General features: G+C 72.6%; 19 protein-coding genes and 1 pseudogene. 5 read left to right on the forward strand and 15 right to left on the reverse strand.

Features of this window, described 5'->3' with window-relative positions; genetic code table 11:
- Positions 1 to 14: 14 nt before the first annotated feature.
- From ACQEVZ_RS53360 to ACQEVZ_RS53390, 7 genes are all read right to left on the reverse strand, one after another.
- Positions 15 to 1,181 (reverse strand): hypothetical protein, encoded by a 1,167-nt coding sequence (locus tag ACQEVZ_RS53360; RefSeq protein WP_433383394.1) that lies wholly within the window; start codon positions 1,179 to 1,181, stop codon positions 15 to 17.
- Entirely contained in the window at positions 1,178 to 1,873 is a 696-nt protein-coding gene (locus ACQEVZ_RS53365; RefSeq protein ID WP_433383396.1) for an HAD-IA family hydrolase, read from the reverse strand. The genes ACQEVZ_RS53360 and ACQEVZ_RS53365 overlap by 4 nt, the downstream gene beginning before the upstream one ends.
- Positions 1,870 to 3,924, reverse strand: coding sequence for an ATP-grasp domain-containing protein (locus ACQEVZ_RS53370; RefSeq protein ID WP_433383398.1), 2,055 nt, complete (start codon positions 3,922 to 3,924; stop codon positions 1,870 to 1,872). The genes ACQEVZ_RS53365 and ACQEVZ_RS53370 overlap by 4 nt, the downstream gene beginning before the upstream one ends.
- On the reverse strand, positions 3,921 to 5,633 hold the full coding sequence (locus ACQEVZ_RS53375) for a class I tRNA ligase family protein (protein WP_433383400.1): 1,713 nt from the start codon (positions 5,631 to 5,633) through the stop codon (positions 3,921 to 3,923). Before ACQEVZ_RS53375 ends, ACQEVZ_RS53370 begins: the two co-directional genes overlap by 4 nt.
- Positions 5,623 to 6,954: an NAD(P)/FAD-dependent oxidoreductase gene (locus ACQEVZ_RS53380; protein ID WP_433383402.1), complete on the reverse strand. Its 1,332-nt coding sequence runs from the start codon at positions 6,952 to 6,954 to the stop codon at positions 5,623 to 5,625. Before ACQEVZ_RS53380 ends, ACQEVZ_RS53375 begins: the two co-directional genes overlap by 11 nt.
- Before the next feature lie 3 nt (positions 6,955 to 6,957).
- Positions 6,958 to 8,595, reverse strand: a complete 1,638-nt coding sequence (locus ACQEVZ_RS53385) for a SidA/IucD/PvdA family monooxygenase (protein ID WP_433383404.1) — start codon at positions 8,593 to 8,595, stop codon at positions 6,958 to 6,960.
- Positions 8,596 to 8,956: 361 nt separating this feature from the next.
- The gene (locus ACQEVZ_RS53390) at positions 8,957 to 9,892 is read right to left on the reverse strand and encodes a GlxA family transcriptional regulator (RefSeq protein ID WP_344498242.1); all 936 of its coding nucleotides are present in this window, start codon (positions 9,890 to 9,892) and stop codon (positions 8,957 to 8,959) included.
- Between the two features lie 86 nt (positions 9,893 to 9,978).
- Here ACQEVZ_RS53390 and ACQEVZ_RS53395 point away from each other — a divergent pair, with 86 nt between their 5' ends.
- The 4 genes and pseudogenes from ACQEVZ_RS53395 (at position 9,979) to ACQEVZ_RS53410 (ending at position 12,567) form a co-directional block, all read left to right on the forward strand.
- Positions 9,979 to 11,199: an MFS transporter gene (locus tag ACQEVZ_RS53395; protein WP_433383406.1), complete on the forward strand. Its 1,221-nt coding sequence runs from the start codon at positions 9,979 to 9,981 to the stop codon at positions 11,197 to 11,199.
- 37 nt (positions 11,200 to 11,236) lie between these two features.
- Positions 11,237 to 11,446: pseudogene (locus ACQEVZ_RS53400) on the forward strand (IS5 family transposase); the annotation flags it as partial.
- Between the two features lie 191 nt (positions 11,447 to 11,637).
- Positions 11,638 to 12,129 carry a hypothetical protein gene (locus ACQEVZ_RS53405; RefSeq protein WP_433383408.1) on the forward strand — a complete coding sequence of 164 codons (492 nt, stop codon included), beginning with the start codon at positions 11,638 to 11,640 and terminating at the stop codon, positions 12,127 to 12,129.
- Positions 12,130 to 12,219: 90 nt separating this feature from the next.
- Positions 12,220 to 12,567 carry a hypothetical protein gene (locus ACQEVZ_RS53410; RefSeq protein WP_433383410.1) on the forward strand — a complete coding sequence of 116 codons (348 nt, stop codon included), beginning with the start codon at positions 12,220 to 12,222 and terminating at the stop codon, positions 12,565 to 12,567.
- A 57-nt stretch (positions 12,568 to 12,624) separates the two neighbouring features.
- Here the strand turns inward: ACQEVZ_RS53410 and ACQEVZ_RS53415 are convergent, their stop codons facing one another.
- Together ACQEVZ_RS53415 and ACQEVZ_RS53420 are read right to left on the reverse strand one after the other, a co-directional pair.
- Positions 12,625 to 14,841, reverse strand: a complete 2,217-nt coding sequence (locus ACQEVZ_RS53415) for a terpene synthase family protein (protein WP_433383412.1) — start codon at positions 14,839 to 14,841, stop codon at positions 12,625 to 12,627.
- 7 nt (positions 14,842 to 14,848) lie between these two features.
- On the reverse strand, positions 14,849 to 15,622 hold the full coding sequence (locus ACQEVZ_RS53420; RefSeq protein WP_433383414.1) for a hypothetical protein: 774 nt from the start codon (positions 15,620 to 15,622) through the stop codon (positions 14,849 to 14,851).
- A gap of 60 nt (positions 15,623 to 15,682) precedes the next feature.
- Here ACQEVZ_RS53420 and ACQEVZ_RS53425 point away from each other — a divergent pair, with 60 nt between their 5' ends.
- The gene (locus ACQEVZ_RS53425) at positions 15,683 to 16,897 is read left to right on the forward strand and encodes a hypothetical protein (RefSeq protein WP_433383416.1); all 1,215 of its coding nucleotides are present in this window, start codon (positions 15,683 to 15,685) and stop codon (positions 16,895 to 16,897) included.
- 64 nt (positions 16,898 to 16,961) lie between these two features.
- On the opposite strand, the gene ACQEVZ_RS53430 is transcribed toward ACQEVZ_RS53425, so the two are convergent.
- The 6 genes from ACQEVZ_RS53430 to ACQEVZ_RS53455 all read right to left on the reverse strand — a co-directional run bounded on the left by ACQEVZ_RS53430 (position 16,962) and on the right by ACQEVZ_RS53455 (position 23,901).
- Complete coding sequence (locus ACQEVZ_RS53430; protein ID WP_433383418.1) at positions 16,962 to 17,906, reverse strand: 4-hydroxy-3-methylbut-2-enyl diphosphate reductase; 945 nt, start codon at positions 17,904 to 17,906, stop codon at positions 16,962 to 16,964.
- Positions 17,903 to 18,952 (reverse strand): family 2 encapsulin nanocompartment cargo protein polyprenyl transferase, encoded by a 1,050-nt coding sequence (locus ACQEVZ_RS53435; RefSeq protein ID WP_433383419.1) that lies wholly within the window; start codon positions 18,950 to 18,952, stop codon positions 17,903 to 17,905. The genes ACQEVZ_RS53430 and ACQEVZ_RS53435 overlap by 4 nt, the downstream gene beginning before the upstream one ends.
- Before the next feature lie 4 nt (positions 18,953 to 18,956).
- Positions 18,957 to 20,357 (reverse strand): family 2B encapsulin nanocompartment shell protein, encoded by a 1,401-nt coding sequence (locus ACQEVZ_RS53440; protein WP_433383421.1) that lies wholly within the window; start codon positions 20,355 to 20,357, stop codon positions 18,957 to 18,959.
- On the reverse strand, positions 20,332 to 21,759 hold the full coding sequence (locus ACQEVZ_RS53445; RefSeq protein WP_433383423.1) for a family 2B encapsulin nanocompartment shell protein: 1,428 nt from the start codon (positions 21,757 to 21,759) through the stop codon (positions 20,332 to 20,334). Before ACQEVZ_RS53445 ends, ACQEVZ_RS53440 begins: the two co-directional genes overlap by 26 nt.
- Before the next feature lie 272 nt (positions 21,760 to 22,031).
- Positions 22,032 to 22,484, reverse strand: a complete 453-nt coding sequence (locus ACQEVZ_RS53450; protein ID WP_433383425.1) for a VOC family protein — start codon at positions 22,482 to 22,484, stop codon at positions 22,032 to 22,034.
- A gap of 799 nt (positions 22,485 to 23,283) precedes the next feature.
- On the reverse strand, positions 23,284 to 23,901 hold the full coding sequence (locus ACQEVZ_RS53455; protein ID WP_344498200.1) for an L-threonylcarbamoyladenylate synthase: 618 nt from the start codon (positions 23,899 to 23,901) through the stop codon (positions 23,284 to 23,286).
- Positions 23,902 to 24,244 lie beyond the last annotated feature (343 nt).

Consider the following 24,244-nt stretch of genomic DNA (forward strand, 5'->3'; position numbering starts at 1 on the left):
GCCTGGGAAGGGTTTCAGCCGACCGCGGTCGGGGCGGCCGTCCGGTCCTGGCCGCTGCGGGCCGCGTACTCCTGGTACCGGGCGCCCAGCTCCAGCGCGTGGTCGGCGCAGTCCGCCAGCCGCATGGTGCGGCAGTCGTGCCCGAGCGCCTCCCGCATGATCCCGGCCGACTCCTCGGTGAACTCCACCGTGCCGTCGAGGCGGATCCGGTCGATGCCGTCGCGGCGCTGCCCGGCCTCGTTCACCGCGACGGCGTCGCCGAGGCCGACCGACGCGGGCAGGTCGAGGGCGACCGCGCCGTGGCCGATGCGCACCGGATATCCGCCCGGCAGCCCGCCGACCCCCGGCGCGTGGGCCTGCGCGGCGTCGCCGTGCAGCAGCGGCCGCAGCACGCTGAGCGCCGACGCGGCCGTCATCAGCTGCCCGGCCATCCCACCGAGCCGGCGGTGGCTGCTGGTCAGCGGCAGGAACAGCGTGCCGACGTCGACGTCGGCGGTGCGGTCCGCACCCTTGACGGTGACCTGCAGCCGGAACGTGTCTGGTTCGGCGTCGCCGGTGCGGGAGACGTGATGGCTCACGTAGTGGTGCGCCACGAACCGCACGCCGACGTCGCGCACGGGCACGCCGAGCCGCTCGGCGGCGATCAGCCGCAGCGCCGGCACGTTGTTGGCCACGTTCCCGATGCCGGCGTCGGGCGCCAGCCCGGCCGTGTGCAGGACCGGGTGGACGGCGTCGGGGTACGCGGCGTTGACCACGACGGGCCTGACCCCGGACCGGCGCACGGCCGTCATCAGCCGCAGCACCGGCGTCAGGTGCATCGGCAGCCAGGGGCCGAAGTTCGCCCGGTACAGGCGCTGGAACGCCGCGGGCGGCAGGGTGCCGATGACCCACCACGACTGCAGGCTCGCCGCGTTGAAGACGACGTCGGGGCGCAGCGCGGCGATGGTCTCGGCGGTGGCGTCGACGTCGTCGAGGTCCACCCGGCGGCCGTCGACGACGGGCTGCCGGCCGACCTGCAGCGCGGCCAGCCGGGCGAGGTTGACCTTGCCGCGGACCTCGGTGTCACGGCGGCCGCCGAGCGTGACGGCGACCGGCCGGAGGTCGCGGGCCAGCTGGTACAGGACCTGACCGGCGAGGTCGCCGGCGCCGACGATCAGCAGGCGGGGCATCGGCTCCGTCACCGGGCACCTCCCGTCCCGCCGTGCCCTGTCCCGGTGGGTCCTGTCCCGGCGGGCGTGGACACCAGGCGCGGCAGCTGCCGCATGTCGTCGAACGTCGGCACGCCTTCGGCGGCGAGCAGGTCCGCGTACGGCCCGTCCGCGTATCCGAGCGTGCGCATGCCGGCCGCGAGCCCGGCCCGCACACCGACGAGGCTGTCCTCGACGACGACGCACGCCGCGGGCGCCACCCCGAACGCCGCGGCCGTGTGCAGGAACAGGCCCGGGTCCGGTTTCCAGCTGCCCACCTCGTACGCGGAGAAGGCCCGCCCGGCGAACCGCGCCCACAGCCCGGTGGCGCGCAGCCGCTGCTCGATGATCGCCGCCGGGCTGCTCGACGCGACGCACATCGGCAGGTCGATGCGTTCGAGCGCGTCGGCGACCCCGTCGACGGGGCGCATGCTCTCCCGGGTCAGCTCCTCGCAGCGCGCCCGTACCGCGGCCACGAACCCGTCCTCGACGGGGGCGCCGATCAGGCCTTCGACGAAGGTGACGCAGTCGGCCATCTTCTTGCCCCGGAACTCGACCTCCGCCTCCTGGAGCGTCAGCGCCGCCCCGGCCCGGCACGCCAGCTCCCACAGCGCCCGCGACTCCGCGTCCTGGCTCTCCACGAGGACCCCGTCGAGGTCGAGGACGAGCAGCTCGGCGGCGGTCATGCCGCGTCCCGCAGGGTCGCGACGATCTCCCACCGGCGCAGCAGGTCCGCGTCGTGGTACGCGAGGAACTGCTCGAACATCCCGATGTAGTTGGCGCCGTCCTCGTCGCCCATCTCCGCGCGCAACGCCGCCTCCCGTTCGCGGAGCCGGCCGAGGTACGCCCGGAAGTACAGGCCGTCGATGTCGGTGCGGTCGGCGGTCGCGACGGTGAAACCGGCCTTCTCCAGGACGCCCTCCCAGTCGGCGTGCGGCAGGAACAGGCCCGGCTGCAGGTCCACCTCGCGGTCCCGGTCGGACCGGTCGGCGAGGATCCGGGTGAGCAGCAGCACGGCGCTGCCGGAGTCGCGGAGGACCCGCCGCCACCGCGGCACCGCGGTCTCGGGCGCCGACCAGTACCCGGAGCCGAACGCCAGCACCGCGTCGAACTCGTCGCCGAACCCGCTCAGCTCGCCCAGGTCCCCGACGACGAACGTGGTCCGTGGGCCGCCGGGGTGCCCCGCGGCCCGCTCGGTGGCCACCTCGACCGCCGCCGGGCTCAGGTCGACGCCGATCACCTCGCAGCCGGTGGCCGCGGCAAGTGCGAGGCTGAGCCCGCCGGTGCCGCAGCCCGCGTCGAGCACGCGGGAGCCCGGCCCGAGCCCGAGGCGCTCCGCCAGGGCCCGCACGTAGTGCGGGGTGACGTTGCTGTGCTGCCCGACGAAGCCCGGCCCGAGCACGGCCGCCCGCGCCTCGTCCATGGCCCGCACGCGTTGCAGCCGGTCCCAGCCCGCGGCCACCTCCTCGAGGGTCTCGTCCCGCTCCGGGTCGCGCAGCCGCACCCGCAGGTGGTCGCAGGCGGCGACCAGGTTGGCCCGCAGCTCCTCGCGGTCGCCGGCCTGGGCGATGACGGTCGCGACCCGCTGGCTCATGAAGTCCTCGGGCGGGAGCTTCACCCGGTCGCCGGCGCCGAGCAGCACCGCGACCTGGACGACGCCGGGCACGGCGAGCGCGGCGCCGTATCCGGTGACCTCGTCGATCTCACCGGCGGTCCGGGCGAAGGCGGACCGGACCCCGGCGAGAACGCCGGAAGGGGGGCCGGCGGGGGCCATCGGGCTCCCCGTCGCGACGCGGACGATGTCGGCGCAGTAGTCCACGCCGGTGGCGAGCGGCACCAGGTGCGAGGCGATCATGCCGCCGCCCGCCCGCCCGGCGATCTCCACGAGGCGGGCGCGCCCCCGGCCGTCGACCTTGCACTCCAGGTGGAACGCGCAGTCGTCCATCCCGAACGCGGCCACGACCGCCCTGGTCAGCTCGCCGACCGAGGCCAGCGCGGCCGGGCCCAGCGCGCTGGGCTGCACGTGCTCGACCTCGATGTGGTGCGGCGCGGTCGTGACCTTGTCGGTGACCGCGACGAGGCGGACCTCCCCGCGCTGGACGAGGCCTTCGACGCTGTGCTCGGTGCCGTCGAGGCACTCCTCGTACAGCCAGCGGTGCTCGGTCCCGGCGAACATCGGGTCTCCCGACCCGATGGTGTACCGCCGCAGGACGTCCCACGCCCGGCGGGCGCCGGCCTCGTCGGCGACCTCGAAGATGCCCTTGCTGCCGGATCCGGTCAGCGGTTTGAGCACCGCCGGGAAGCCGATGCGCGCGATGGCCCCGGCGAGGCTCGCCTCACCGTCGACCAGCTGGAACGCGGGAATGAGATCGGGCCGGCCCGCGAGGGCCTGCCGCCCGGCGTGCTTGTCCCGCACCAGGCGGGCCGCGCTGTCCCGCAACCCGGGCAGGCCGTGGTCCTCCGCGATCCGCGCGACCAGCCGCACGTCCCGGTCCGACCAGGTCACGACGCCGCGCACGGCCGCCCGCTGGACGAGCGCCGCGGCCGCCCGCCGGGCCGCCGGCACGTCGAACGTGTCCACCAGCTCGACGTCGTCGACCAGCGACATCACCGTGCCCCTCGGGATCCGGTCGGCGAGCAGCGCCACCCGCAGCCCGGCCCGCCGGGCCGCGAGCAGCACCGCATTCGCTTCGAGCTGGTACGGCCTGAGATTGACGAACATCACGCTGGATGTCACTGCGGGACCGCCTTTGCATCGGATGGCGTCGGGGCGTCCGGGTAGCCGCCCAGGGAGGGGTTGTCCATCAGGAACCGCACCGCGGCCTCGGCCGGCGGGCGCAGGCCGGTGTACCGCCCCGGCCGCCAGCACGCCTCGCCGGACGTGGTGTGGACGTCCGGGTCGCCGGCGAGCCCGAGCGCGGCCCAGAGCCGTCCCGCCCAGCCCGGTGCCAGCGGCGCGGCGAGGACCGCGAGCGTCCACAGCTGCGACCAGGCGGTGCCCGGGTCGTGCGGTCGCCCACCGGCGTCGCCGCCGGACGCCGCCAGCCGGTCGACCCAGTCGCCGAGCACGCCCACCGCCGCGGCCGGGTCGGTGACCGGCAGGCGCAGGCAACGGTCCTGGGCGGCGAGCGCCTCGACGGCACCCGGCGCCTCCGCGGGGGTCGCCGGAGGGCCGTCGACCAGCGCGGCCGAGCGGTCCGCCACGACCCGGTCGAGCCGCTCCGCCCACCCGGCGGCGAACCGGGCGAACGTGTCGCAGCGGAAATCCTGGCTCTTCGTCAGCGGGCTGAGGCTCGCCAGGTACAGCCGGGCACAGTCGACGTCGAGCCCGGCCGCGACGTAGTCGCCGACCCAGATCGTGTGCCGCCGCGACGTGGAGAACTTCGCCCCGTGCAGGTCCAGGAACTGGTTGAACAGGAAGAAGTCGAACGGCCGGAAGTCCAGCCCGCGGGTCGTCAGGCCGAGCAGCACCAGCCACGGCATGACGGCGTCCAGCCCGCCGGCGGCCACCGTGATCACGTCGGAGCCCGCCGACATCGGATTCGGCACCCCGTGCCGGCTGGCCGCGAAGTCACCGATCACCTTGCTCGCCGCGACGAGGCCGGTGCCGTAGCTGTAATGCACGGACCCGTGATCCGGGCCGGCGAGGGGCCACGGCACGCCCCAGCCGATCGGGTACGTCAACCGGATGCCGGCCGGGTTCCACCGCTGGTACTCCTCGACGATCGGCAGGTACGTGTCGACCTGGCCGATCCGCTCGGCGCACCGCTCGGCCCGCATCCCGGCCGCCGGGGCGGCGAACGCGCTGGTGACGGTGACGGCCGAGAGCGTCCCGCGCGGCGGCGCGCCGGCCCCCTGGCCCGGCCTCAGGCCCGGCACCGCTCGCGGCGCCGGCTCGCGCAGGTCCGTCGGGCCGAACCAGGTCCCGCACTCCTCGCACGAGTTGCCGGTGGCCGGTGCCGCGCACTTCGGGCACTTCCCGCTCAGCCAGCAGCCGACGAGCGGGCGCCCGGCGGCGGCGTCGAACCACAGCCGCTCCGCCCGCAACCGCAGCCGTCCCTCGGCGTGCAGGGCATGGACCAGCGCGTCGCTGTAGCGCCGGTGCTCGGCACGGTGCGGCGCCGCGTGGACGTCGAGGTAGTCGTCCTGCACGACACCGAAGTCGGCCAGTGCCGCGGTGATGCGACCCTGGTAGTCGCCGGCCACGACCATCGGGTCGCGCCCTTCCTTCGCCGCGGTGAAGAGGATGTTCGACTCCCACGAGTCGGACGTGCCGACCGCGAGCGCGTCGTGCCCGCGCGAGCGCAGGTATCGTCGCAGCACATCACCACGCAGGAACGGCCCCGCGATGTGCCCGAGGTGCAGCGGCCCGTTCGGCGTCGGATACCCGGCCAGCACCAGGTGCCGCGACCGGCGCGCGTACTGGCGGCGCAGCTCACCGAACATCCCGAACCCCCACAACGCTGCCCGGAACGACTGCGGCGACCGGCGCGACCGGAGCCGGCAGAACGGACCCCGCCGCGGCGCCGGTCGAGGGGACGGATGACTGCGCGGTGATGGCCGGCGTGGTGGGCATGGCCGACTTGCTCGTTCCCGGCGTGATGGCGGTCGGCAGGATGGCCGCTGGGACAGGCGCGGACGCAGCTGGCACGGCGGGCGGCGGTGCAGCGGCCGGCGGCGGTGTAGTGGCCGGCGGTGGTGCAGTGGCAGGTGGCGGGAAGGCGGCGGTCAGGGCGGCGACGACCCGGTCGGCGACCGCTGGGCCGAGGCGGATGCCCGAGCCGCCCATGCCGCGGGCGTCGACCACCCGGCCCGCCGCGGTGACCGTCACCACGGGTGCGCCGCCGTGCGGATAGGCGTCGTGGCCGACGTGGGCGCCCACGACCGCCGCGGCCAGTGCCGGGCTGCGCCTGGTGAGGGCGCGCCGGCCCTCGTCGAGGTCGGCGGCGGTGACCGTCGGGTCGAGCGGGGCGCCGGGGACGGCGAACGACTCCCGCCGGAAGCTCACCGTCAGGCCCGCTTCGCCGGGCAGGATGAACAGCTCGTCGTCGATGAAGTCGAGCATCGGCAGGCCGTCGCCGGGATGGTCCACGGTGAGGGCGGCGATGCGCTTCACGGGCTGAGCCGGTGCCGCGCCGGGCCACTCCGGGCACCAGCCACCCGCTGCCACGGCCACGGCCCGGGCGCGCACGGCGTGCCCCGACGCCAGGACCACCCGCACCGCGCCCGGCTCCGGCGAGATGGCGACCACCTCGCTCCCTTCCCACAGCGCCGAACCCGGCCCGCTCAGATGGAGGTCGAGCAGTGCACGTGTGAGCCGGGCGGCGTCCACGGCGTAGCAGTCGCCGGAGGAGGCGAGCACCTCCTCGTCGGGGTCGACGCGCAGGTCGCCGGCGCGCTCGCGGACGGTGGCGACCCGCTGCGCGGCGACCGGTCGCAGCGGCCCGCCCTGCCACGCGTCGAGGAAGCCCGGCACGTTGTGGCGGCGCAGCACGAACCAGACCTCGAGCGGGCGCACGAGCCCGGCCTCCCGCCACCGGGCCGCGCCGGCGAAGTAGGCCTGGCCCGGGCCGACCAGCGGCGTCCTGCCCGGCACCCCGCCGAGCGGCACGCACACACCCGCCGACCGGCCGGTCGCCCCGGCCGCGGCCGCCGAACGGTCGAGGACCAGCACGGACGCGTCAGGGTGGATCCGCCGGTACCGCTCGAGCACCAGCGCTCCCGTCATGCCCGCACCGACGATCACCAGGTCCCGGTGGCCGCGCACCGCTCAGCCCCACCAGACGGAGTACACGCTGAGCACCTCGGTGCCATGGTTCTCGATGCGGTGTGCGGTGTCCGGCGGGATCCGCAGCACGTCTCCGCCGTGGACCTCGGCGGTCTCGCCGCCGCAGGTGAAGCGGCCCACGCCGGCGCTGACGAGCCAGATCTCGTGGGCGTCGTGCCGGTCCACCTGGGTCGCGCTGCCCGGGCTGACCGTCCACCAGGACGCCTGGAACGGCGCGGTGGGCAGGTCGGTGGCGGACGTCAGGTCGATGAGGTGCAGCTCGTCGCCCTCGTCGGTGCGCTCCGTCAGCTCCTTGGCCAGTGACACGATCAACGGTGCGTCCTTTCCGTCTGCGGATGAGCCCGCGGCACCGGCGGCCGGCCAGAGGGCGGACTCCGCGGCGCCGGTGCGGTAGACCTCGCGGCCCAGCAGGCTGTTGACGATGGTGGCGCTGCGCCACGGCCCCAGGCTGAGGTTGGGATCGGCGATGCCGTGCGTGTGCTCAGCCCCGTTCTGCAGGTAGATCGCGCCGAGCGCGGCGCCCTTCCAGCGCACGCTGTAGTCCAGGTTGGTCTTGACGTCGGCGAGGTCGTCGGCGCCGAGCAGCGGCCGCAGGAAGTCGGGCACCACGTGCCGGTAGCCCGTCGCCAGGACCACCAGGTCGGCGTCGAGCGTCTCGCGCTGCCGGGAGATCAGGTCGTCGAGCGTGACCCGCAGGCCCTGGCCCGTCCTGGTCAGCCCGACGAGCTCGGTCGAGGTGCGCAGGCGATACGCGACCCGTGCCGCGCTGAGGTAGTCGACCTCGTAGAGGCGGCGGTAGATGCGCTCCAGCAGTCCTTCGGAGATGCCGTTGCTGGCGGTGCGCTGCCGCTCCAGCAGCCGCCGGCGCACCTGGTCGGGCAGCTGGAAGTACTGGTGGACGAACTGGGGGTTGAACCACTCGTTGGCGAAGGCGGAGTCGTCCAGCGGCAGGAACCCGTGCTGGCGGGCGACCCACGTGATGTGTGCGGGCAGCTCGTCGCCGCGGCCCAGCAGGTGGTCGACGATCTCGGCGCCGCTCTGGCCGCCGCCCACCACGACCACGCGCCGGCCCGCCGACGGCGGGTCGGCCGTGCCGAACTCGCTGGCGTGGATCACCTGCGGCCCGAGCCCGGTGGCGCACGCGGGCACGAACGGCTGGTGGCCGACGCCGACGACGAGGTTGCGGGCGCGGACCTGTTGCTGCTGGCCGACCCGCACGACGAAGCTGTCGCCGTCGTGCTCGACCGCGCCGACCCGCTGTCCGAACCGGACGAACGGCAGGCTCCGCGCCACCCAGGCGTAGTACTGCTGGAACTCCTCCCTGGTGACCGGGGCGTCGCGCCGGGCGATGAGGAAGCGGTACATGCGCTGGTGCCGGGCGAGGAAGTTCAGGAACGAGTAGCGACTGGTGGGGTCCACCGTCGTCACCAGATCCTTCAGGAACGACACCTGCAGCTGCGCACCGGGCAGCAGCATCCCGGGGTGCCAGGAGAATGACGGCCGGGCCTCGAGGAAAACCTTTTCCACGTCGTCCAGCGGTGCGAGCAGCGCGGCCAGGCTCAGGTTCGAAGGCCCGAGCCCGATACCGCAGAGATCTAATACATCACTATCGATAGACATCAATGCGTTATTGCCGAATCTTGGCATGCAGTCAGGCCCTTTCGCGCACGTGAATACACCGCGTCACCGCCCGCCATCAGGGCAGCAGTGAGCGGAACCTCGACACAGAGGGCAGGAGGTCGATCAAGAAATCACGGGACGCGGAAGCTCCACGGCGACTGCGGCGGCTTCTCGGCGCGCAACGTCAGCGCCGGCACAATGATCCGAAAGGCAGACACGCGATATCCCCCGATACTTTCGCTGGTGTCGAGGCCATCCTCCTACCGTCACCGCCCGCCACCAACTGTCTCGGAGTGGTTTTCATATCTCGAACCACCAGCGGTGGGGCATTGACAGCTCCCACATGTGTGAGTAAGGCAGGTCAGCGGAAGGCGCGGCGGTACGCGGCCGGGGTGGTGTTCACGGCGCTGCGGAAGCGGCGGCGGAGGTTGACCGCCGAGGAGAGGCCGACGCGCTCGGCGATCGTCTCCACGGGCAGGTCGGTCTCCTCGAGCAGCGCCCGGGTGCTCGCGATGCGCCGGTCGAGCAGCCACCGGCCCGGTGAGATGCCGAGCTGCTCGTGGAAGTGCCGGTTGAGCGTCCGGGCGGACATCCCAGACTTCGTGGCCATGTCGGCCAGGGTGAGCGGGCGGTCGAGGTTGGCGGCGATCCAGTCCAGCAGCGGCGCCAGGGAGTCGGGGACGGGGCCGGTCGTCGGCAGGGCCGGGAACTGCCGCTGGTGACCCTCGCGCTGCGGGGCGGCGGCGAACTGGCGGCCGATGCGCATCGCGAGGGCCGCGCCGTGCTCGCGGCGGACCTGGTTGAGGCACAGGTCGAGCGTGGTGGCGGTGGCGCCGGCGGTCGCGACGTCGCCGTGGTCGACGTAGAGCACGGTGTCGTCGGCGCGGACCTTCGGGTAGTTGCGGGCGAGCCAGCCGGTGATCTCCCAGTGCGCCGCGGCGGTGCGGCCGTCGAGCAGGCCGAGGTGGGCCGGCAGCTTGATGCCGGAGCTCACCGCCACGATGCGGGCGCCCCGCGTGTGGGCGGCCAGGACGGCGTCGCAGGTGGCGGGGGTGAGCGACGGGGAGGGGCAGCCGGCGATGAGGATCGTCCCGGCGTCGTCCAGCGCCTCGAGCCCCCGCTCGACGACGATGTCGACGCCCATCGTGGTGCGGACCGGGCCCGGGTGCTCGGCGCACAGCTCGAACTCGTAGTGCCGCGGGATGTCGGGCCCGTGGTCGCCGAAGACGGCCGACGCGCAGGTCACCGGGTACAGCTCCTGCCCTTGCCCGAGGAGGGCCACCACCCGCTGACGCATGGCACGAATGTACCCAATGATGTCGCGCCGGACGCCTGTGCACCCGTGGCGCCGCGGCAAGAATGGGTGATCATGGAGTGCTACCGATGACCGCCGTCCTGGCGGAGCCCGTCCTCACGAAACCCCTTTGGAACAGGGACTTCACGTACTACTTCGGCGCGCGGGTGGTGTCGCTGCTGGGCGACGCGATGATGCCGGTCGCCGCCGCGCTCGCCGTCGGGGCGATCTACGGCGTGTCGGGCGTTGGGTACGTTCTTGCCGTCTGGACGGCACCGTTCGTGCTCTTCGTGGTGTTCGGCGGCGTCTTCTCCGACCGGATCGGCGCACGGACGATGATGGTGGGCGCCGACGTGGTGCGCGCCGCTACACAGGGTGTGGTCGCCATCGCGTTCTTCGCCGGTACGCCGCCCCTCTGGCTCCTGCTGGCGACCTCGGCCCTGGCCGGCCTGGCGGCCGCGATGTTCCAGCCCGGCGTCAACGGCATGGTCCCGCTCGTCGCGACGGACCCGCAGCGCGCCAACGGTACCCTCAAGATCGCCGACGCGGCGACGCAGCTCGGCGGCCCGGTCCTCGCGGGCCTGCTGATGACGCTGACCGGCCCCGGCGCGGTCTACGCGGTCGACGCCGCGACCTTCGTGCTCAGCGGCGCGTGCCTGGCCCTGATCGGCCGGACGCCCACCGGCGCCGCCGGCCGGACCATCGGCTCGACGGTCCTGCACGACCTGCGCCGCGGCTGGACCGAGTTCCGCTCCCGCAGCTGGATGTGGTCGGTCATCGTGGTCTGGCTGTTCTTCGGCGTGTTCGTGTTCGGCCCGTACATCCCGCTCAGCTCCCGCCTGATCGGCGACCGCCTCGGCGACGCCGCGTACGGCTGGACGATGGCGGGCCTCGGCTGCGGCACCGTCCTCGGCGGCCTCATCGCCATCCGCCTGCGCCCCGCCCGCCCGCTCGCCGCGGGCGCCGCCGGCCTGATCGGCTTCGCCTGCATCCCGCTGTCGGTCGCCCTGCAACCACCGTTGCCGCTCCTGATCGCGGGCCACCTCCTCGGCGGCGTCTCATGGGCCTTCTGGTCGGTGATGTGGTCCACCAGCGTGCAGACCCTCGTCGCCCCCGAGGTCCTCAACCGCGTCACCGCCTACGAGGTCGCCGGCTCCGTCTCCGGCGTGGCGGTCGGCCAGGCCCTGGTCGGCCCCGTCTCCACCGTCGTCCCCCCGCTGGACCTGCTGTACCTGTCGACCGCGGTGACCGTCTGCGTCTGCGCCGCCCTGCTCCTGATCCACCCGGTCCGCCGCCTCCACCGCGCCTGACCGCCCCAGCGAAGGAGAGAAGGCAGCCACACGCCTCCAGTCCGGCGACGGTCCGCAGTTCATTGTCGTGCTGGACGGTATCCGGGTGCCCAGGTTGCACGGCGGCCGGCCCAGGACCCGCCTGGATCGGGTCCTGGGCGACACGGCGTACACGTCCCGCGGCAATCGCCGCTACCTGCGACGCCGCGGGATCAGAGCAACGATCCCGTCAAAGGCCGACCAGGACGCCAACCGGCGCAAGAATGGCTGTAGCCGACTTCGATACGCGCCCTAGTACGGCAGCCGCCATTCGTGAGTTGACCTCGGATCCCGCGGGAACGGGGACGGCCACGCGCTGACTGGCTGGCTGCCGGCCTGCCCGTCACCGCGTGGACCCGGCGCAGCGCCGGTGACGGGTCGAAAGGGCCACGGTTCTACGACTGGGCCTGGCTGGCCGGCGTGGGGGCTGACGGCGACCCCGGTGACGACGGCCGGCACAGTCTGCTGATCCGCCGGAACAACACCACCGGTGAGCTGGCCTTCTACCGCTGCTGGGCACCCCGGCCGGTCACCCTCGCCCAACTCGTGCGAGTCGCCAGCGTTCGCTGGATCGTGGAAGAGTCGTTCCAGGCTGGAAAGGGCCAGGTCGGGCTTGACCAGCACCAGGTTCGCCGCTGGACGTCCTGGCACCGGTTCACCACCCTCGCCCTGGCCGCCCTCGCCATCCTCGAGATCTGCGCCGCCGACGCCCGAACCCCAGACCACCACGCTCAGCCGGACATGATCGCGCTGACCGTCAACGAGATCCGCCGCCTGATCAACGTCCTGCTGAAACGGCCAACCCGCACCATCACCCACCATCTGCGCTGGTCAAACTGGCGACGCAGCCACCAAGCACGAGCCAGAAGAGGCCACTACGTCCGCCGCTTCAACCTCGAACTCCAGCCATGATCACGAATGGCGGATCCGTACATGTCCGGCCGCTCGCACCGCGAAGCGGATGCCGATCTGGCGCGCCGCTTCCCGGCTTAAGATCGCTACATGCAACCGGTCATTGACGTGACAATGGGCGCCGCGGGTCCACCGCACGAGGTGGTGCTGAAGCTCCAAGGCGGTGACGACTGGGAACTGAACGTCTGGGCAACCTTCGAGGACCTGGCCAAGCTTCGCGGCGTTCGAGCCGCCGCGTGGAACCAGCGTAAGTCGATCGCGGCTGGAACAAGCGCCGGCGGCAAGGTCTTCTGGGCTGCTCCCAGCGAGGGGGCAGACCCCGAGATCGCGACGGTGTTGGTCGGACACGACGCCGAGGCGTGGGACATAGCCTTCCTGATACCCGTGACCCTGGTCGAGAAGGTCGGCAATCTGGCAAGCGCACGACAACTCGACTAGCCAGTCGAGGTCCAGTGGCAAGCTCCCGTCACCTGATCACGAATGACGGCTGCCGTACTAGGCCGATCCTCCGGTGGTCGCAACGGGGCGCTGGAAGGAGAAGCCCTTCGGGGCGGTGGGGATGCGGATGGTGGTCGCCAATGCCGGGGCTGGGTCCTCGGTGCGCAGGAGGGCGGACTCGGGGTAGCGGTCGGTGGCCTCGTGCCAGGCGATGATGCCTGACATCCAGTTCTGCAGCTGGACGACGTAGGTGTCGATGCCGGCGCGGGCGGCCTCGGGGAGGTGGAGGTGCTCGTAGAGGGCGGGCAGCTCGACCGCGACAATCCGCTCGAACTGCTGCATGCGGGCCGTCATCAGGTCGCGGACGACGAGCGCGGCCTGGTCGCGGGAGACGTCGAGGAAGTTCTCGACGACGAGGACCATGTTGTGCAGCTCGCCCTCGAACTCGATCTCCTTCTGGTACGAGAACAGGTCGTTGACGAAGCAGGCGTAGTCGCTGGCGGCGGCCTCGAGGTTCTGGATCGGGCGGGTGCCGTAGACGTCCGGCGGGACCTGGCGGCCCTGGCGGAAGCGGGCCAGGCTCATCGTCAGGTCGGAGCCGAACGTGCGCCGGCGCATCTCGATGTAGTCGACGGGGTCGGGGATGCGCCGCTCGTGCTGGTTCTGCAGCTCCCACACCCAGCTGTCCAGCATGACGTCCACGGCCGCGCGGAACTCCTCCCGGTGCGCGGCGCCCATGGGGCCGGCGGTCCGGGGCCACAGGTCGGCGAGGCCCCGTTCGAGCGGGCTCACCGGTACCGACGCGGAAACCAGATCCAGAGGCATGAGGGACTTCAGTCGGGCCACCATCGCGCGGGCCCCGGTCAGGTCGCCGGTGGGCCCGTAGACCTGCGGGAACCAGTCGTCGCCGTACGTGCCCCAGCTGAGCCATTGCGTGCCCAGCTCCAGCTCCGCCGCGGTGCCGTCGGGGTTGAGCGCGCCGGCGCAGACCGCGAAGTCGTAGCCGGCCAGCTTCCGCTCCGTCCACACCGACGACGAGGAACCCGGCCGCGGCACCGCATCGAAGAAGCCCATCGCGCGGGACCACTCGATGACGCTGCGACGGGCCGGCTCCAGGTGACCGTTCTGCCGCGAGACGTACGGCATGTACAGCTCGGGCACCGGCAGCGGGCCGGTAGTGCGGGCCGGGCGGACGTCGTACTGACGGGCCCGCGCGAACAGGCCCAGCCGCGCCGCGGACGTGCCGATCCCCATCGGCCCGCCCAGCGTGAACTGCCCCGTCGGCCGGACGTCGGCGTTCATGTACCGGCTGGAGCGCAGGTGCCACTCGTGCCCGCCCGCCTGCCAGTCCTGCAGCCCCTGGGCGTACTTGAGGACCCGCAGCCGCTCGACCGGGTCCAGGGCGTGCTCGGCGAAGAGCGGCTCCAGCTCGGTCAGCACCGTGTGCTCGAACTGCTGCAGGCGCGACGTCAGGATGCTGTTGACGGCGTCGGCGGCCTCCTGCGGCGCGTAGCCGAGGAAGCGCTCCAGGACCAGCACGCAGTTGGCCAGCTCACCCTCCTGCTGCGTTTCGCGCTCGTACGAGAAGAGGTCGTTGCGCAGGTGCACCCCGTCGGCGAAGGTGTCCTTGAGGACCCGCAGCGGCCGGCTGTGCGCGACGCGCGCCGGGATCTCCGCGCCCGCGGCGAACTCGACGAGGTTCGCCGACCAGGGCGCGCCACCGACCTTGCGCCGCATCTCGATGTACTCGATGGGGTTGGAGACGCGGCCGGCGTTGATGTTCGCCAGCTCCCACAGCGACTCGTCGAGCAGGTTGCGGGTGCTGTGCACGAAACGCTCCCGCCAGTCGGCGGACATCGCCGGCACGGTGCGCTCCCACAGCTCCTTCAGCCCCTTCTCGACCGGGTTCGTGGGCTCGTCGACGACGGCGCCGTGCAGCGGCATGAACAGCCGCAGCCGCTCCAGGTAGGCCTCCGCCCCGCGCATGTCCTGGGTGCGCTTGAAGACGTCGAGGAAGTGGTCGTCGAAGAAGAACACCCACACGTACCAGTCGGTGACCAGGTCGAGCGCGGCCGCCGACGCCTCCGGGTGCGTGTAGGCGCACAGCAGCGCGTAGTCGTGGTCGTCCAGGTCGCGCTCGTCCCAGATGCCGGAGCCCTCCACCATGCCCATCTCGCGCGCCCACGCCTTGGTGTGCGTGCGGGCGCCCTCCAGGTTCGGGTTCAGGCGGGCCGGGTACGGCTGGTAGAAGTCGGGAAGCGTAAACGGGCTCACTGTTGTCCTATCGTGCTGTGCCGTCGTCGACGACATCGGTGAACACGTCGACGGTGACGCTCTCGCCGCGCTGGAACGGGAACTCCAGCTCGTAGACCGCGAAGAGCATCAGCGCCGACATGGCGGCGAGCAGGGCGATGATCGTGAGGTACTCGCCGCTGCCCTTGACCCCGAACATCAGGGCGTTGGCGAGGGTGAGCACGTCGCCGACGATCAGGGCGAGCCACATGACCTTCGGCAGGCCCGCGTCGGCGGCGGCGAGGCGGGCGTCCCGGTTGAGGGTGAGGGCGCGCAGGTCGGCGCGGGCCTCGGACTGCCGGTTCGCGGCGGCGTCGGCGCCGTCGGGCAGCGGCGCGTCGACGCACTTCCAGAGCTTGGAGATCACGGCGCTGCCCGCCCTGCCGACCGGCTGCCCGCCCGCCATCGCCGGCCACTCCTGCTGCTCGACGATGTGGATGTACTCCCCGGTCAGCTCCCGCATCGCGGCGCCTTCGGCGGCGGGCAGCGTGTCGGCGTAGTGGTTGAGGTCGACGACGGCGCGGGCCTCGGCGCGGCTGCTGTCCTGCGCGCCGTCGCCCGCCTCCCAGACGCTCACGATCACGAACGTCATGAGGATGGCGTACAGGACACCGATGATCGCGAATGCGATGCCGGCCACGTCGTTGTTCTCCTGCCGGTCCTCCACCGGCACGAACCGTTGCACCGCAAGGCCTGCGGCGAGCGCGACCGCCACCGCGACGACCGTGACGATCAGGCCGCCGATCAGGATCTCGGCGTTCACCGACCCCTCCCTCGGCTAGGGTGATTTTTGCGTTTCACGGCATTTGGGGAGAAGGTTGCGATGCGTCGTTTCCGCTGGTGTACGGCCGGCGCCGCGCTCCTGACGTGCTGGGCCGCACTGCCGGCACCTCCGGCGGCCGGTGCGCCCGCGACTGCGCTGCCCGAGGGGCTCGTGTGGGTGTCGCGGGGGCCCGGCGACGCCGGTTCGACGCTGCACCGGGTCACCGCCGGCGGCACCGTGGCCCGCACGCCGCTCGGGTACGCGGTCAACGCCATCGGCTGCACCGGCGACGGCACGCTCTTCGCCCTCGCCACGGCCCGCGCCGGGCGGAAGCTGCGCGCCGGTCCGCACGTGGTGCGCATCGGCGGCGACGGCCGCGTCACCGACCTGGGCGCGGTCCCCGGCACCCGGCGCGCGTCCGGACACCCGCTCGCCGACGCGTACGGCGGCACGGTCGTCGCCGCCGGCGGTGTCGTCCGGCTGCTGGTCGGGACGGCGTCCTCGGTGCGGCCCGTGCAGCTCTCACCGGGCGCGCCCCGGCTGCTGCCGTCGCGTCCGCTGCCGTCGCGTCCGCTGCCGTCGCTGCCGTACGCCGGGGACTGGGCGGTCGAGCCGTCCAGCGGTGACCTGCTCACGGTCGCGGCCCGCGGCGGCCGGGCGCAGCTCGTGCGGCTGGGCTCGCGGGTGTCGTTCACGCCGCTGCCGGCGGTGCTGCCGGGCCGGTCCGCGTACGGCGGCGTGGCCCTGCACCCGGACGGCACGGTGACCGCGCTGTTCAACCAGGCGTCCGGCCCGGGCGCGGGTCCGGGGACGGGGCACGCGCCGGGTGGCAGCGCCCTGTTCCGGATCCCGCTGTCGGACCCGTCGCGGGCGGTGAAGCTCGCGGACCTCGGCTCGGTCGCGTCGTCGGACGCCACGGCGTGCCCGGTCCCGCCTCCCCCGGCCGTCGCCGGCGAGCCGGATCCGGTGGTGCCGTCGCCCACACCGACGCGCCGGCCGGTGCCCTCGCCTTCTCCCGCGGCAGCGGAGGTGCCGGCCCCGGTGGTGACGATGGCGCCGCCGCGGCCCCAGGTGCGCAAGGCAACCCCCGCCCCGCCCTCCTCCGTGCCCCCGCCGCCCTCCACACCGGCCCACCGGTCCAACGTGCGCCCCGCCGAGCCCGTCGCCGTCCCGGCATCGGCGTCGTCACCGGTCGGCAGGCGGTTCATCCCCGTCGCCGCCGGGTTCATGATCGCCGCGGTGGCGATGACCCGCCTGTTCCGCCGCCGCCGCTGACCCTCGGCCGCCGTCCACCGCCGCGGGTCCTCGCCCGCGGCGGTGCGGGCCGCCGTCCGCCGGTTCATGAGCGGACCGTCGACGGGAGGGAGAACTGCAGCCGCTCCACGGCGACGCGGCGCTCCTCGACGGTCAGCGGGCCGAGGGCGCGCAGGGCGGCGATGACCTCGTCGACCAGGTGCGGCGGGGCCGAGGCGCCCGCGGACAGGCCGATGACGCGGGCTCCGGCCAGCCACGCCGGGTCGATCTCCGACGCGTCGTCGATGAGGTGGGCGGGCGTGCCGAGGCGGCGGGCCAGCTCGACCAGGCGGAGCGAGTTGGACGAGTTCGCGGAGCCGACGACCAGGACCAGGTCGGCGTCGCGGGCGACCGCCGCCACCGCCTCCTGCCGGTTGGTCGTGGCGTAGCAGATGTCGTCGGATCCGGGCCCCCGCAGGGCCGGGAACCGTGCGCGCAGCGCGTCGACCACCTCGCCGACCTCGTCCGCGGCGAGCGTGGTCTGCGTCAGGTACGACACCCGCGACGGATCCTCGACCCGCAGCCGCGCGACGTCGCCGGCGGACTCGACGAGGACCGTCCGCTCGGGGGCCTCGCCGAGGGTCCCGTCGACCTCCTCGTGGCCGGCGTGCCCGACGAGCACGACCGTGTCGCCTCGGGCAGCGAACCGGCGGGCCTCGGCGTGGACCTTGGTGACGAGCGGGCAGGTCGCGTCGACCACGCGCAGCGACCTGGCCTCGGCCTCGGCCCTGACCTGCGGGGCGACGCCGTGCGCGGAGAACACGACGGTCGCCCCGTCCGGCACCTCGTCGAGCTCCTCGACGAAGACGGCGCCCCGGGTTTCCAGATCGGCCACGACATGACGGTTGTGGACGATCTGCTTCCGCACGTACACCGGACGATCGGCAGCGTCGAGGACCCGCTCCACAACCTCGATCGCCCGCTCGACGCCCGCGCAGAAGGACCTCGGGGCGGCCAGCAGGACCGTCCGTCGCAGCGCCGCCACCGTCACCGGTCCCGCCGCGTCGCGAACCGGGCGAGCTCGCACAGCTCCGCCTCGACGAGCGGGTCGGCCTCGGCGGCGGCGAGGGCGTCGAGGGCACGGACGAGGAGCTGGTCGGCCTGCGCCTGGCTCCACATCCGCGCCCCGGCCGCCTCCACGAGGGTCGCGGCCCGGCCGACCTGGGACTCCGGCAGCGCGCCGGCGCCCGTGTAGAACGCCGCGAGCTCCAGGCCGGCCGGGGTGCCGGAGGTCAGGGCAGCGACCACCGGCAGGGACTTCTTGCGGCTGCGGAGGTCCGAGTGGACCGGCTTCCCGGTCGTCGCCGGGTCGCCCCAGATGCCGAGCAGGTCGTCGGCGAACTGGAACGCCAGGCCCAGGTCCTCGCCGAACTGCGCCAGCCGCAGCACCTGCGCGGGCCCGCCGCCGCCGAGCAGGGCGCCGATCGCGCACGCCGAGCCCAGCAGCGCCCCGGTCTTCGCCTGCGCCATGGCCAGGCACGCCTCGACGTCGACGTCCGCGCGGCGCTCGAAGTCGAGGTCCGCGCTCTGGCCGTCGATGAGCCGCTGTACCGCGGCGCCGAGCATGCCGGTGGCCCTGGTCGCGGCCGGGTGCCCGCTCGCGAGCAGCGTGTCCATCGCGAGGGTGAGCAGCGCGTCGCCGGCGAGGATCGCGGCGCTGGTGCCGAACACGCTCCACGCCGTCGGCCGGTGCCGGCGGGTGGCGTCGCCGTCCATGACGTCGTCGTGCAGGAGCGAGAAGTTGTGCACCAGCTCGACGGCGACGGCGCCCGTCACGGCCCGGCCGGCGCGGCCGACGGCGGCCGCGCTGAGCAGCACCAGCGCGGGCCGCAGCGCCTTGCCGGGGTCCGCGTCGACGGGCCGGCCGTGCTCGTCCCACCAGCCGAAGTGGTACCCCGCGACGTGCCGCATCGACGCCGGCAACGTGTCGACGGCGGCGCGCAACGCCGGTATGACGGCGTCCCGGCTCTGCGCGAGGACCGCGCCCGCGGATCTGGGCTGGATGGCGCTGGGACTGACGACGTGGGCGGCGACCATCCGGTCAGCCTCCGATCTCGACGTGTTCGAGGATGCCGAGCGCGTCCGGGACGAGCACGGCTGCGGAGTAGTACGTGCTGACGAGGTACGAGCTGACCGCGTGCTCGTCGATGCCCATGAACCGCACGTTGAGCCCCGGCTCGACCTCGTCGGGGATGCCCGTGCGGCGCAGCCCGATCACGCCCTGGTCGTCGGCGCCGGTCCGCAGGACCAGGATCGAGCTGGTCCCCCGGTCGCTGATCGGGATCTTGTCGCACGGCAGCAGCGGTACCCCTCGCCACGACTGGACCTGGCGGTTCTCGAGGGCGATCGTCGGCGGGTACAGGCCGCGGCTGTTGCACTGCCGGCCGAACGCGGCGATCGCCTTCGGGTGGGCGAGCAGCAGCCGCGACTTGCGCCGCCTGGAGAGCAGCTCGTCGAGGTCGTCGGGGGTCGGCGGGCCGGTGCGGGTGGCGATGCGCTGCTTCAGGTCGGCGTTGTGGAGCAGCCCGAAGTCGCGGTTGTTGATCAGCTCGTGCTCCTGCCGCTCGCGCAGCGCCTCGATCGTCAGCCGCAGCTGCTGCTCGAACTGGTTCATCGGCTGGTTGTAGAGGTCCGCGACGCGCGTATGGAGGCGCAGGATCGTCTGGGCGACACTGAGCTCGTACGCGCGCGGCGTGGTCTCGTAGTCGACGAAGGTGCCCGGCAGGACCGGCTCGCCCTCGTGCCCGGCCGCCAGGTCGATCGCCGCTTCGCCGTGCTTGTTCTGCTTTTTGCCCGCTTTTTGCTGATATTTCGTGATGTGCGCGCCGATCGTGTCGCTGAACCGGTCGATCTCCTGCCGGCGCAGCGCGAGCAGCGTCGTCGGGGTGCCGGTGCGGATCGTGAAGCCCCAGCTGTGGTGCGTGCCCTCGAAGACGCCGTCGCCGAAGAAGTCGCCGTCGGTGAGCACGCCGAGGAGGGTCTCGTCGCCGTACTCGCCGACGCCGAGCTGCCGGACCTTGCCCCTGACCAGCAGGTACACCCGGTCGGCGGGCTGCCCGGCGGTCACGACCGTCTCGTCGGGGCCGAGCTCCAGCTGCTCGAACCGCTCGGCCATCTGGTGCAGGACCGAGTCGTCCGGGAACTCGCGCAGCGCCGGCAGCTCGCGCAGCTCCTGCGGGATCACCTTCACGTCGGCGCCCTGGTTGGTGAACGTGACCCGGCCGTCGCCGACGGTGTAGGTGAGCCTGCGGTTGACGCGGTACGTGCCGCCCTCGGCCTCGACCCACGGGAGCATCCGCAGCAGCCAGCGGGGCGAGACGCCCTGCATCTGCGGGACGGATTTGGTGGTGGTCGCAATGGTACGTGCGGCGCGGGTACCGAGGCTGCGCCGAACCTCTTCCTCGGTTTGCACGACGTCAGTTCTCCCGCCCGATTTCCACATTCTCGAGAATGCCGAGGGCGTCCGGCACCAACACCGCGGCGGAATAGTAGGCGCTCACCAGATACGAAATGATGGCCTGCTCGCTGATGCCCATGAAACGCACCGAAAGGCCGGGCTCGTACTCGTCGGGAATGCCGGTCTGGTGCAGGCCGATGACACCCTGCTGCTGCTCGCCGACGCGCATCAACATGATGGACGTGGTGCGGGTGTCGCTGACCTCGATCTTATTGCTCGGGAAGATCGGCACGCCGCGCCACGCCGGGACCCGGTGCCCGCCGAAGTCGATGTTGCCGGGGTAGACGCCGCGGCGGCTGCACTCACGGCCGAACGCGGCGATCGCGCGCGGGTGGGCGAGGAAGAACGTCGGCTCCTTCCACACCAGCGACAGCAGCTCGTCCATGTCGTCCGGGGTCGGCGGGCCGGTGCGGGTGTAGATGCGCTGGTCGTACGCCGCGTTGTGGAGCAGGCCGAAGTCGCGGTTGTTGACCAGCTCGTGCTCCTGCCGCTCGCGCAGCGCCTCGATCGTCAGCCGCAGCTGCTGCTCGACCTGGTCCATCGGCTTGTTGTAGAGGTCCGCGACACGGGTGTGCACGCGCAGGACGGTCTGCGCGACGCTGAGCTCGTACTCCCGCGGCGACGCCTCGTAGTCGACGTACGTGCCGGGCAGGACCGGCTCGCCGTCATGCCCCGAGGCCATCTCGATGGCGGCCTCGCCGTGCTTGTTCTGCGGCTTCTGCGGCTGGTCCCGCATCCGGCGGATGTGCTCGCGCAGCGCGTCGGCCTGCCCGTTGAGCTGCTGCATCGCCTGCCACGACAGCGCGAGCACGGTGCAGCTGGTCAGCGCCTTGGCGGTGAACTCCCAGTTCGTCGCGCCGCCGGTGAGGACCTCGGCGCCGAAGTAGTCGCCGTCGGCCATGACCCCGAGGACGGTCTCGTCGCCGTACTCCCCCGCGCCGATCTTGTTGATCTTCCCGTGCGCGATGAGGAACACCCGGTCCGCCGGCTGCCCCTTGGTGACGATCACGTCCCCGGGCGCGAACTCCTGCTGCACGAACCGGTCCGCGAGGCTCCGCAGCGCGTTGACGTCCTCGAACCCGCGCAGCGCCGGCAGCTCGCCCAGCTCCTGCGGGATGACCTGCACCTGCGAGCCGGTGGACACGAACGTGACCCGCCCGTCGCCGACCGCGTAGCTGAGCCGGCGGTTGACCCGGTACGCGCCGCCGCCCGCCTGCACCCAGGGCAGCATCTTCAGCAGCCACCGCGAGGTGATCTCCTGCATCTGCGGCACCGACTTGGTGGTCGTCGCGAGGTTCCGCGCCGCACCGGTGCTCAGGCTCAGCCTGCGCTGCTCCTGCTCGTCATTGCCTTGCGCATTCGATCCGATGGATTCCAGCAGGGTCATTTGTTTGCTTCCAATCACGCATTCGGCGCCGATTGACACGGTTGAACCGCCACCCGACTGCATTCGGCGGCGGCGACGTTCAGAAAGGGGATTGATCGCAAGCGGGTCCGGCAACTCCGCCATCCTTGCGAACGGTTCAAGTATGCCGCCGCACCTGGCCGAACGGGCGATAAACCAAAAATGGTCAGCCATTTTCCGACCAATACTGCTAGCGCCGTTCTTCTTTTCGTGCAGCGCTTTCCACCACCCGCAACTGTCGGGTCCCCGACAGTTCACCGACCGCTGACGAGCTCCACCTCAAACCCGTCCGCATCCTCGAGATACGCCGCGTAGTGTCCAGCCCCACCCGCATACGGATGCCGCTCGGGAAACATCAACACCCACCCGTGCGCCCCCGCTTCGGCGACGATCGCCTCCACCCGCTCCCGCCCGTCCACCCACAACGCCAGATGGTTCACCCCAGGCCGGCACCGCTCATGCTTCTCCCCCGTCAACCCCGGCGACTGCTCGAAGACGATGTACGTCCGCTCGAACCGCCAACTCCGCCCGACCGCCCACTCCTGGTACACCTCCCACCCAAGCTCTTCCAGCAACCACCCCCAACTCCGCACCGCCCGCCCCAGATCCGGCACCCAAACCTCAACGTGATGCAACACCGCACACCCCTCCCATCCTTCGAACACCGCTCCCCGCAACCAGCAGCCCCTCACCCCCACAGCACCCACCAGCCCACAACCTCCCACCGACCACTCCCACCGCCAGCCCCGCAACCTCTCCCACCGACCGACCCCACCGCCAGGCCCACAACCTCTTACCCACAGCACCCACAAGCCAGGTCCGCAGCCCCTCCTCCCACATCGCCCATGCCAGACCCACAACCGCCACTCGGGCGCCGTGCCCTACGCGAGGTCGCCGAGCAGCGTGATCGACCCGTCAATCCCGCAGCATCCACGCCACGCCCCCAGCGTCTCCACCCGCGGCACTCCACGCCACCGCCCCAGCGCCCACCCGCGGCACCCATGCCACACTCGCAGCACCCCACCTGCAGAGCGCCCATCAGGCCCAAGCCCTCCCAGCCGCACCCACGCCACGTCCGAGCACACGCCACGTCCGCAGGACCCCACGCCACGTCCGCAGGACCCCACGCCACGTCCGCAGGACCCCACGCCACGTCCGCAGGACCCCACGCCACGTCCCGCAGGACCCCACGCCACGTCCCGCAGGACCCCACGCCACGTCCCGCAGGACCCCACGCCAGGGCCGCAGGACTTGCGCCAGGGCCGCAATCCCCACTCCGCAGCACTACTGCCAGACCCCACCCCGCGGCACCATGCCGAGCCTGTAACCCTTACCCGCAGGGCCCTCACTCCAGGCCCGCAGCACCCGCCCGCCGGGCAATCGCCCGGCGGCCTCCAGTCGGCTGCCCACCACCGCGACCCACCCGCCCGCGACCCGCCCGCGACGGCCTGGATCGCCAGCGCCGACCCGCAGAATCCCCGACTCGACGCCCTCGCCCGCCGCGACCTACTCGAAGCGACTTGGATCGCCGGCGCCGACCCGCAGGATCTCGGGCTCGTCGCCGGACAGGTCCACGACGGTCGTCGGCTCGACACCGCACTCGCCGTCGATGACCGCATCGACTTGGTGGTCGAGCAGCTCCTTGATCTCCCATCCCTGGGTCATCGGCTCGTCCTGGTCCGGCAGCAGTAGCGTGCTGGACAGCAGCGGCTCGCCGAGCTCCGCCAGCAGCGCCTGCGTGACCGTGTGCTCCGGGATGCGCACCCCCACAGTCCGCTTCTTGGGGTGCAGCAACCGCCGCGGCACCTCGGGGCTCGCCGGCAGGATGAACGTGTAACTGCCCGGCGTCACCCCCTTCACCAGCCGGAACACCGAGTTGCTGATCTGCACGAACTGCCCCAGCTGCGCGAAGTCCCGGCACATCAGCGTGAAGTGGTGCCGGTCATCCAGCTTCCGGATGTCCCGGATCCGCTCCAGCCCCGGCCGACTGCCCAGCTGGCACCCCAGCGCAAAGCAGGAATCCGTCGGGTACGCGATCAACCCGTCATCCCGCAACACCGTGACAACCTGCTGCAGCAGCCGCGGCTGCGGATTGTCGGGATGCACGTCGAGGAATCTGGCCACGACCAGAGCGTACGCGGCCGGACTCCCGCCGCCACCTACAGCGCACCCGCACCGCGGACACCCGCAGACCGCTCACCGCGACATCACCGCACGATCCCGGCACAACGCCCCGGCGGACCTCGCCCGACACAACACCCTGGCGGACCTCGCCCTTCACAGCGCCCCTGCCGACCTTGAATGGCGCCACGACCCACCACCGCCGCGACCCGACTCGCAGACCGCTGCCCCACCCCACACCGAACCCAACCGCAGACCCTCGGTCCCCTACCCCTGCCAAGCCGACGCGGCGATCGGCCATTGCCCTTCCCGCTGCCGGCGCCCGGCCCGCCCGACGCAGGCCGCC

This window comes from Dactylosporangium sp. CA-152071 (assembly GCF_050936335.1).
GTDB classification, from domain to species: domain Bacteria; phylum Actinomycetota; class Actinomycetes; order Mycobacteriales; family Micromonosporaceae; genus Dactylosporangium; species Dactylosporangium maewongense.

What these genes read in the sequence shown, in the direction of transcription:
- ACQEVZ_RS53365 (WP_433383396.1), bottom strand. Translation starts at nt 1,873, where the DNA reads ATGACCGCCGCCGAGCTGCTCGTCCTCGACCTCGACGGGGTCCTCGTG.
- ACQEVZ_RS53375 (WP_433383400.1), bottom strand. Translation starts at nt 5,633, where the DNA reads ATGTTCGGTGAGCTGCGCCGCCAGTACGCGCGCCGGTCGCGGCACCTG.
- ACQEVZ_RS53385 (WP_433383404.1), bottom strand. Translation starts at nt 8,595, where the DNA reads ATGTCTATCGATAGTGATGTATTAGATCTCTGCGGTATCGGGCTCGGG.
- ACQEVZ_RS53390 (WP_344498242.1), bottom strand. Translation starts at nt 9,892, where the DNA reads ATGCGTCAGCGGGTGGTGGCCCTCCTCGGGCAAGGGCAGGAGCTGTAC.
- ACQEVZ_RS53395 (WP_433383406.1), top strand. Translation starts at nt 9,979, where the DNA reads ATGACCGCCGTCCTGGCGGAGCCCGTCCTCACGAAACCCCTTTGGAAC.
- ACQEVZ_RS53410 (WP_433383410.1), top strand. Translation starts at nt 12,220, where the DNA reads ATGCAACCGGTCATTGACGTGACAATGGGCGCCGCGGGTCCACCGCAC.
- ACQEVZ_RS53425 (WP_433383416.1), top strand. Translation starts at nt 15,683, where the DNA reads ATGCGTCGTTTCCGCTGGTGTACGGCCGGCGCCGCGCTCCTGACGTGC.
- ACQEVZ_RS53435 (WP_433383419.1), bottom strand. Translation starts at nt 18,952, where the DNA reads ATGGTCGCCGCCCACGTCGTCAGTCCCAGCGCCATCCAGCCCAGATCC.
- ACQEVZ_RS53440 (WP_433383421.1), bottom strand. Translation starts at nt 20,357, where the DNA reads ATGTGGAAATCGGGCGGGAGAACTGACGTCGTGCAAACCGAGGAAGAG.
- ACQEVZ_RS53445 (WP_433383423.1), bottom strand. Translation starts at nt 21,759, where the DNA reads ATGACCCTGCTGGAATCCATCGGATCGAATGCGCAAGGCAATGACGAG.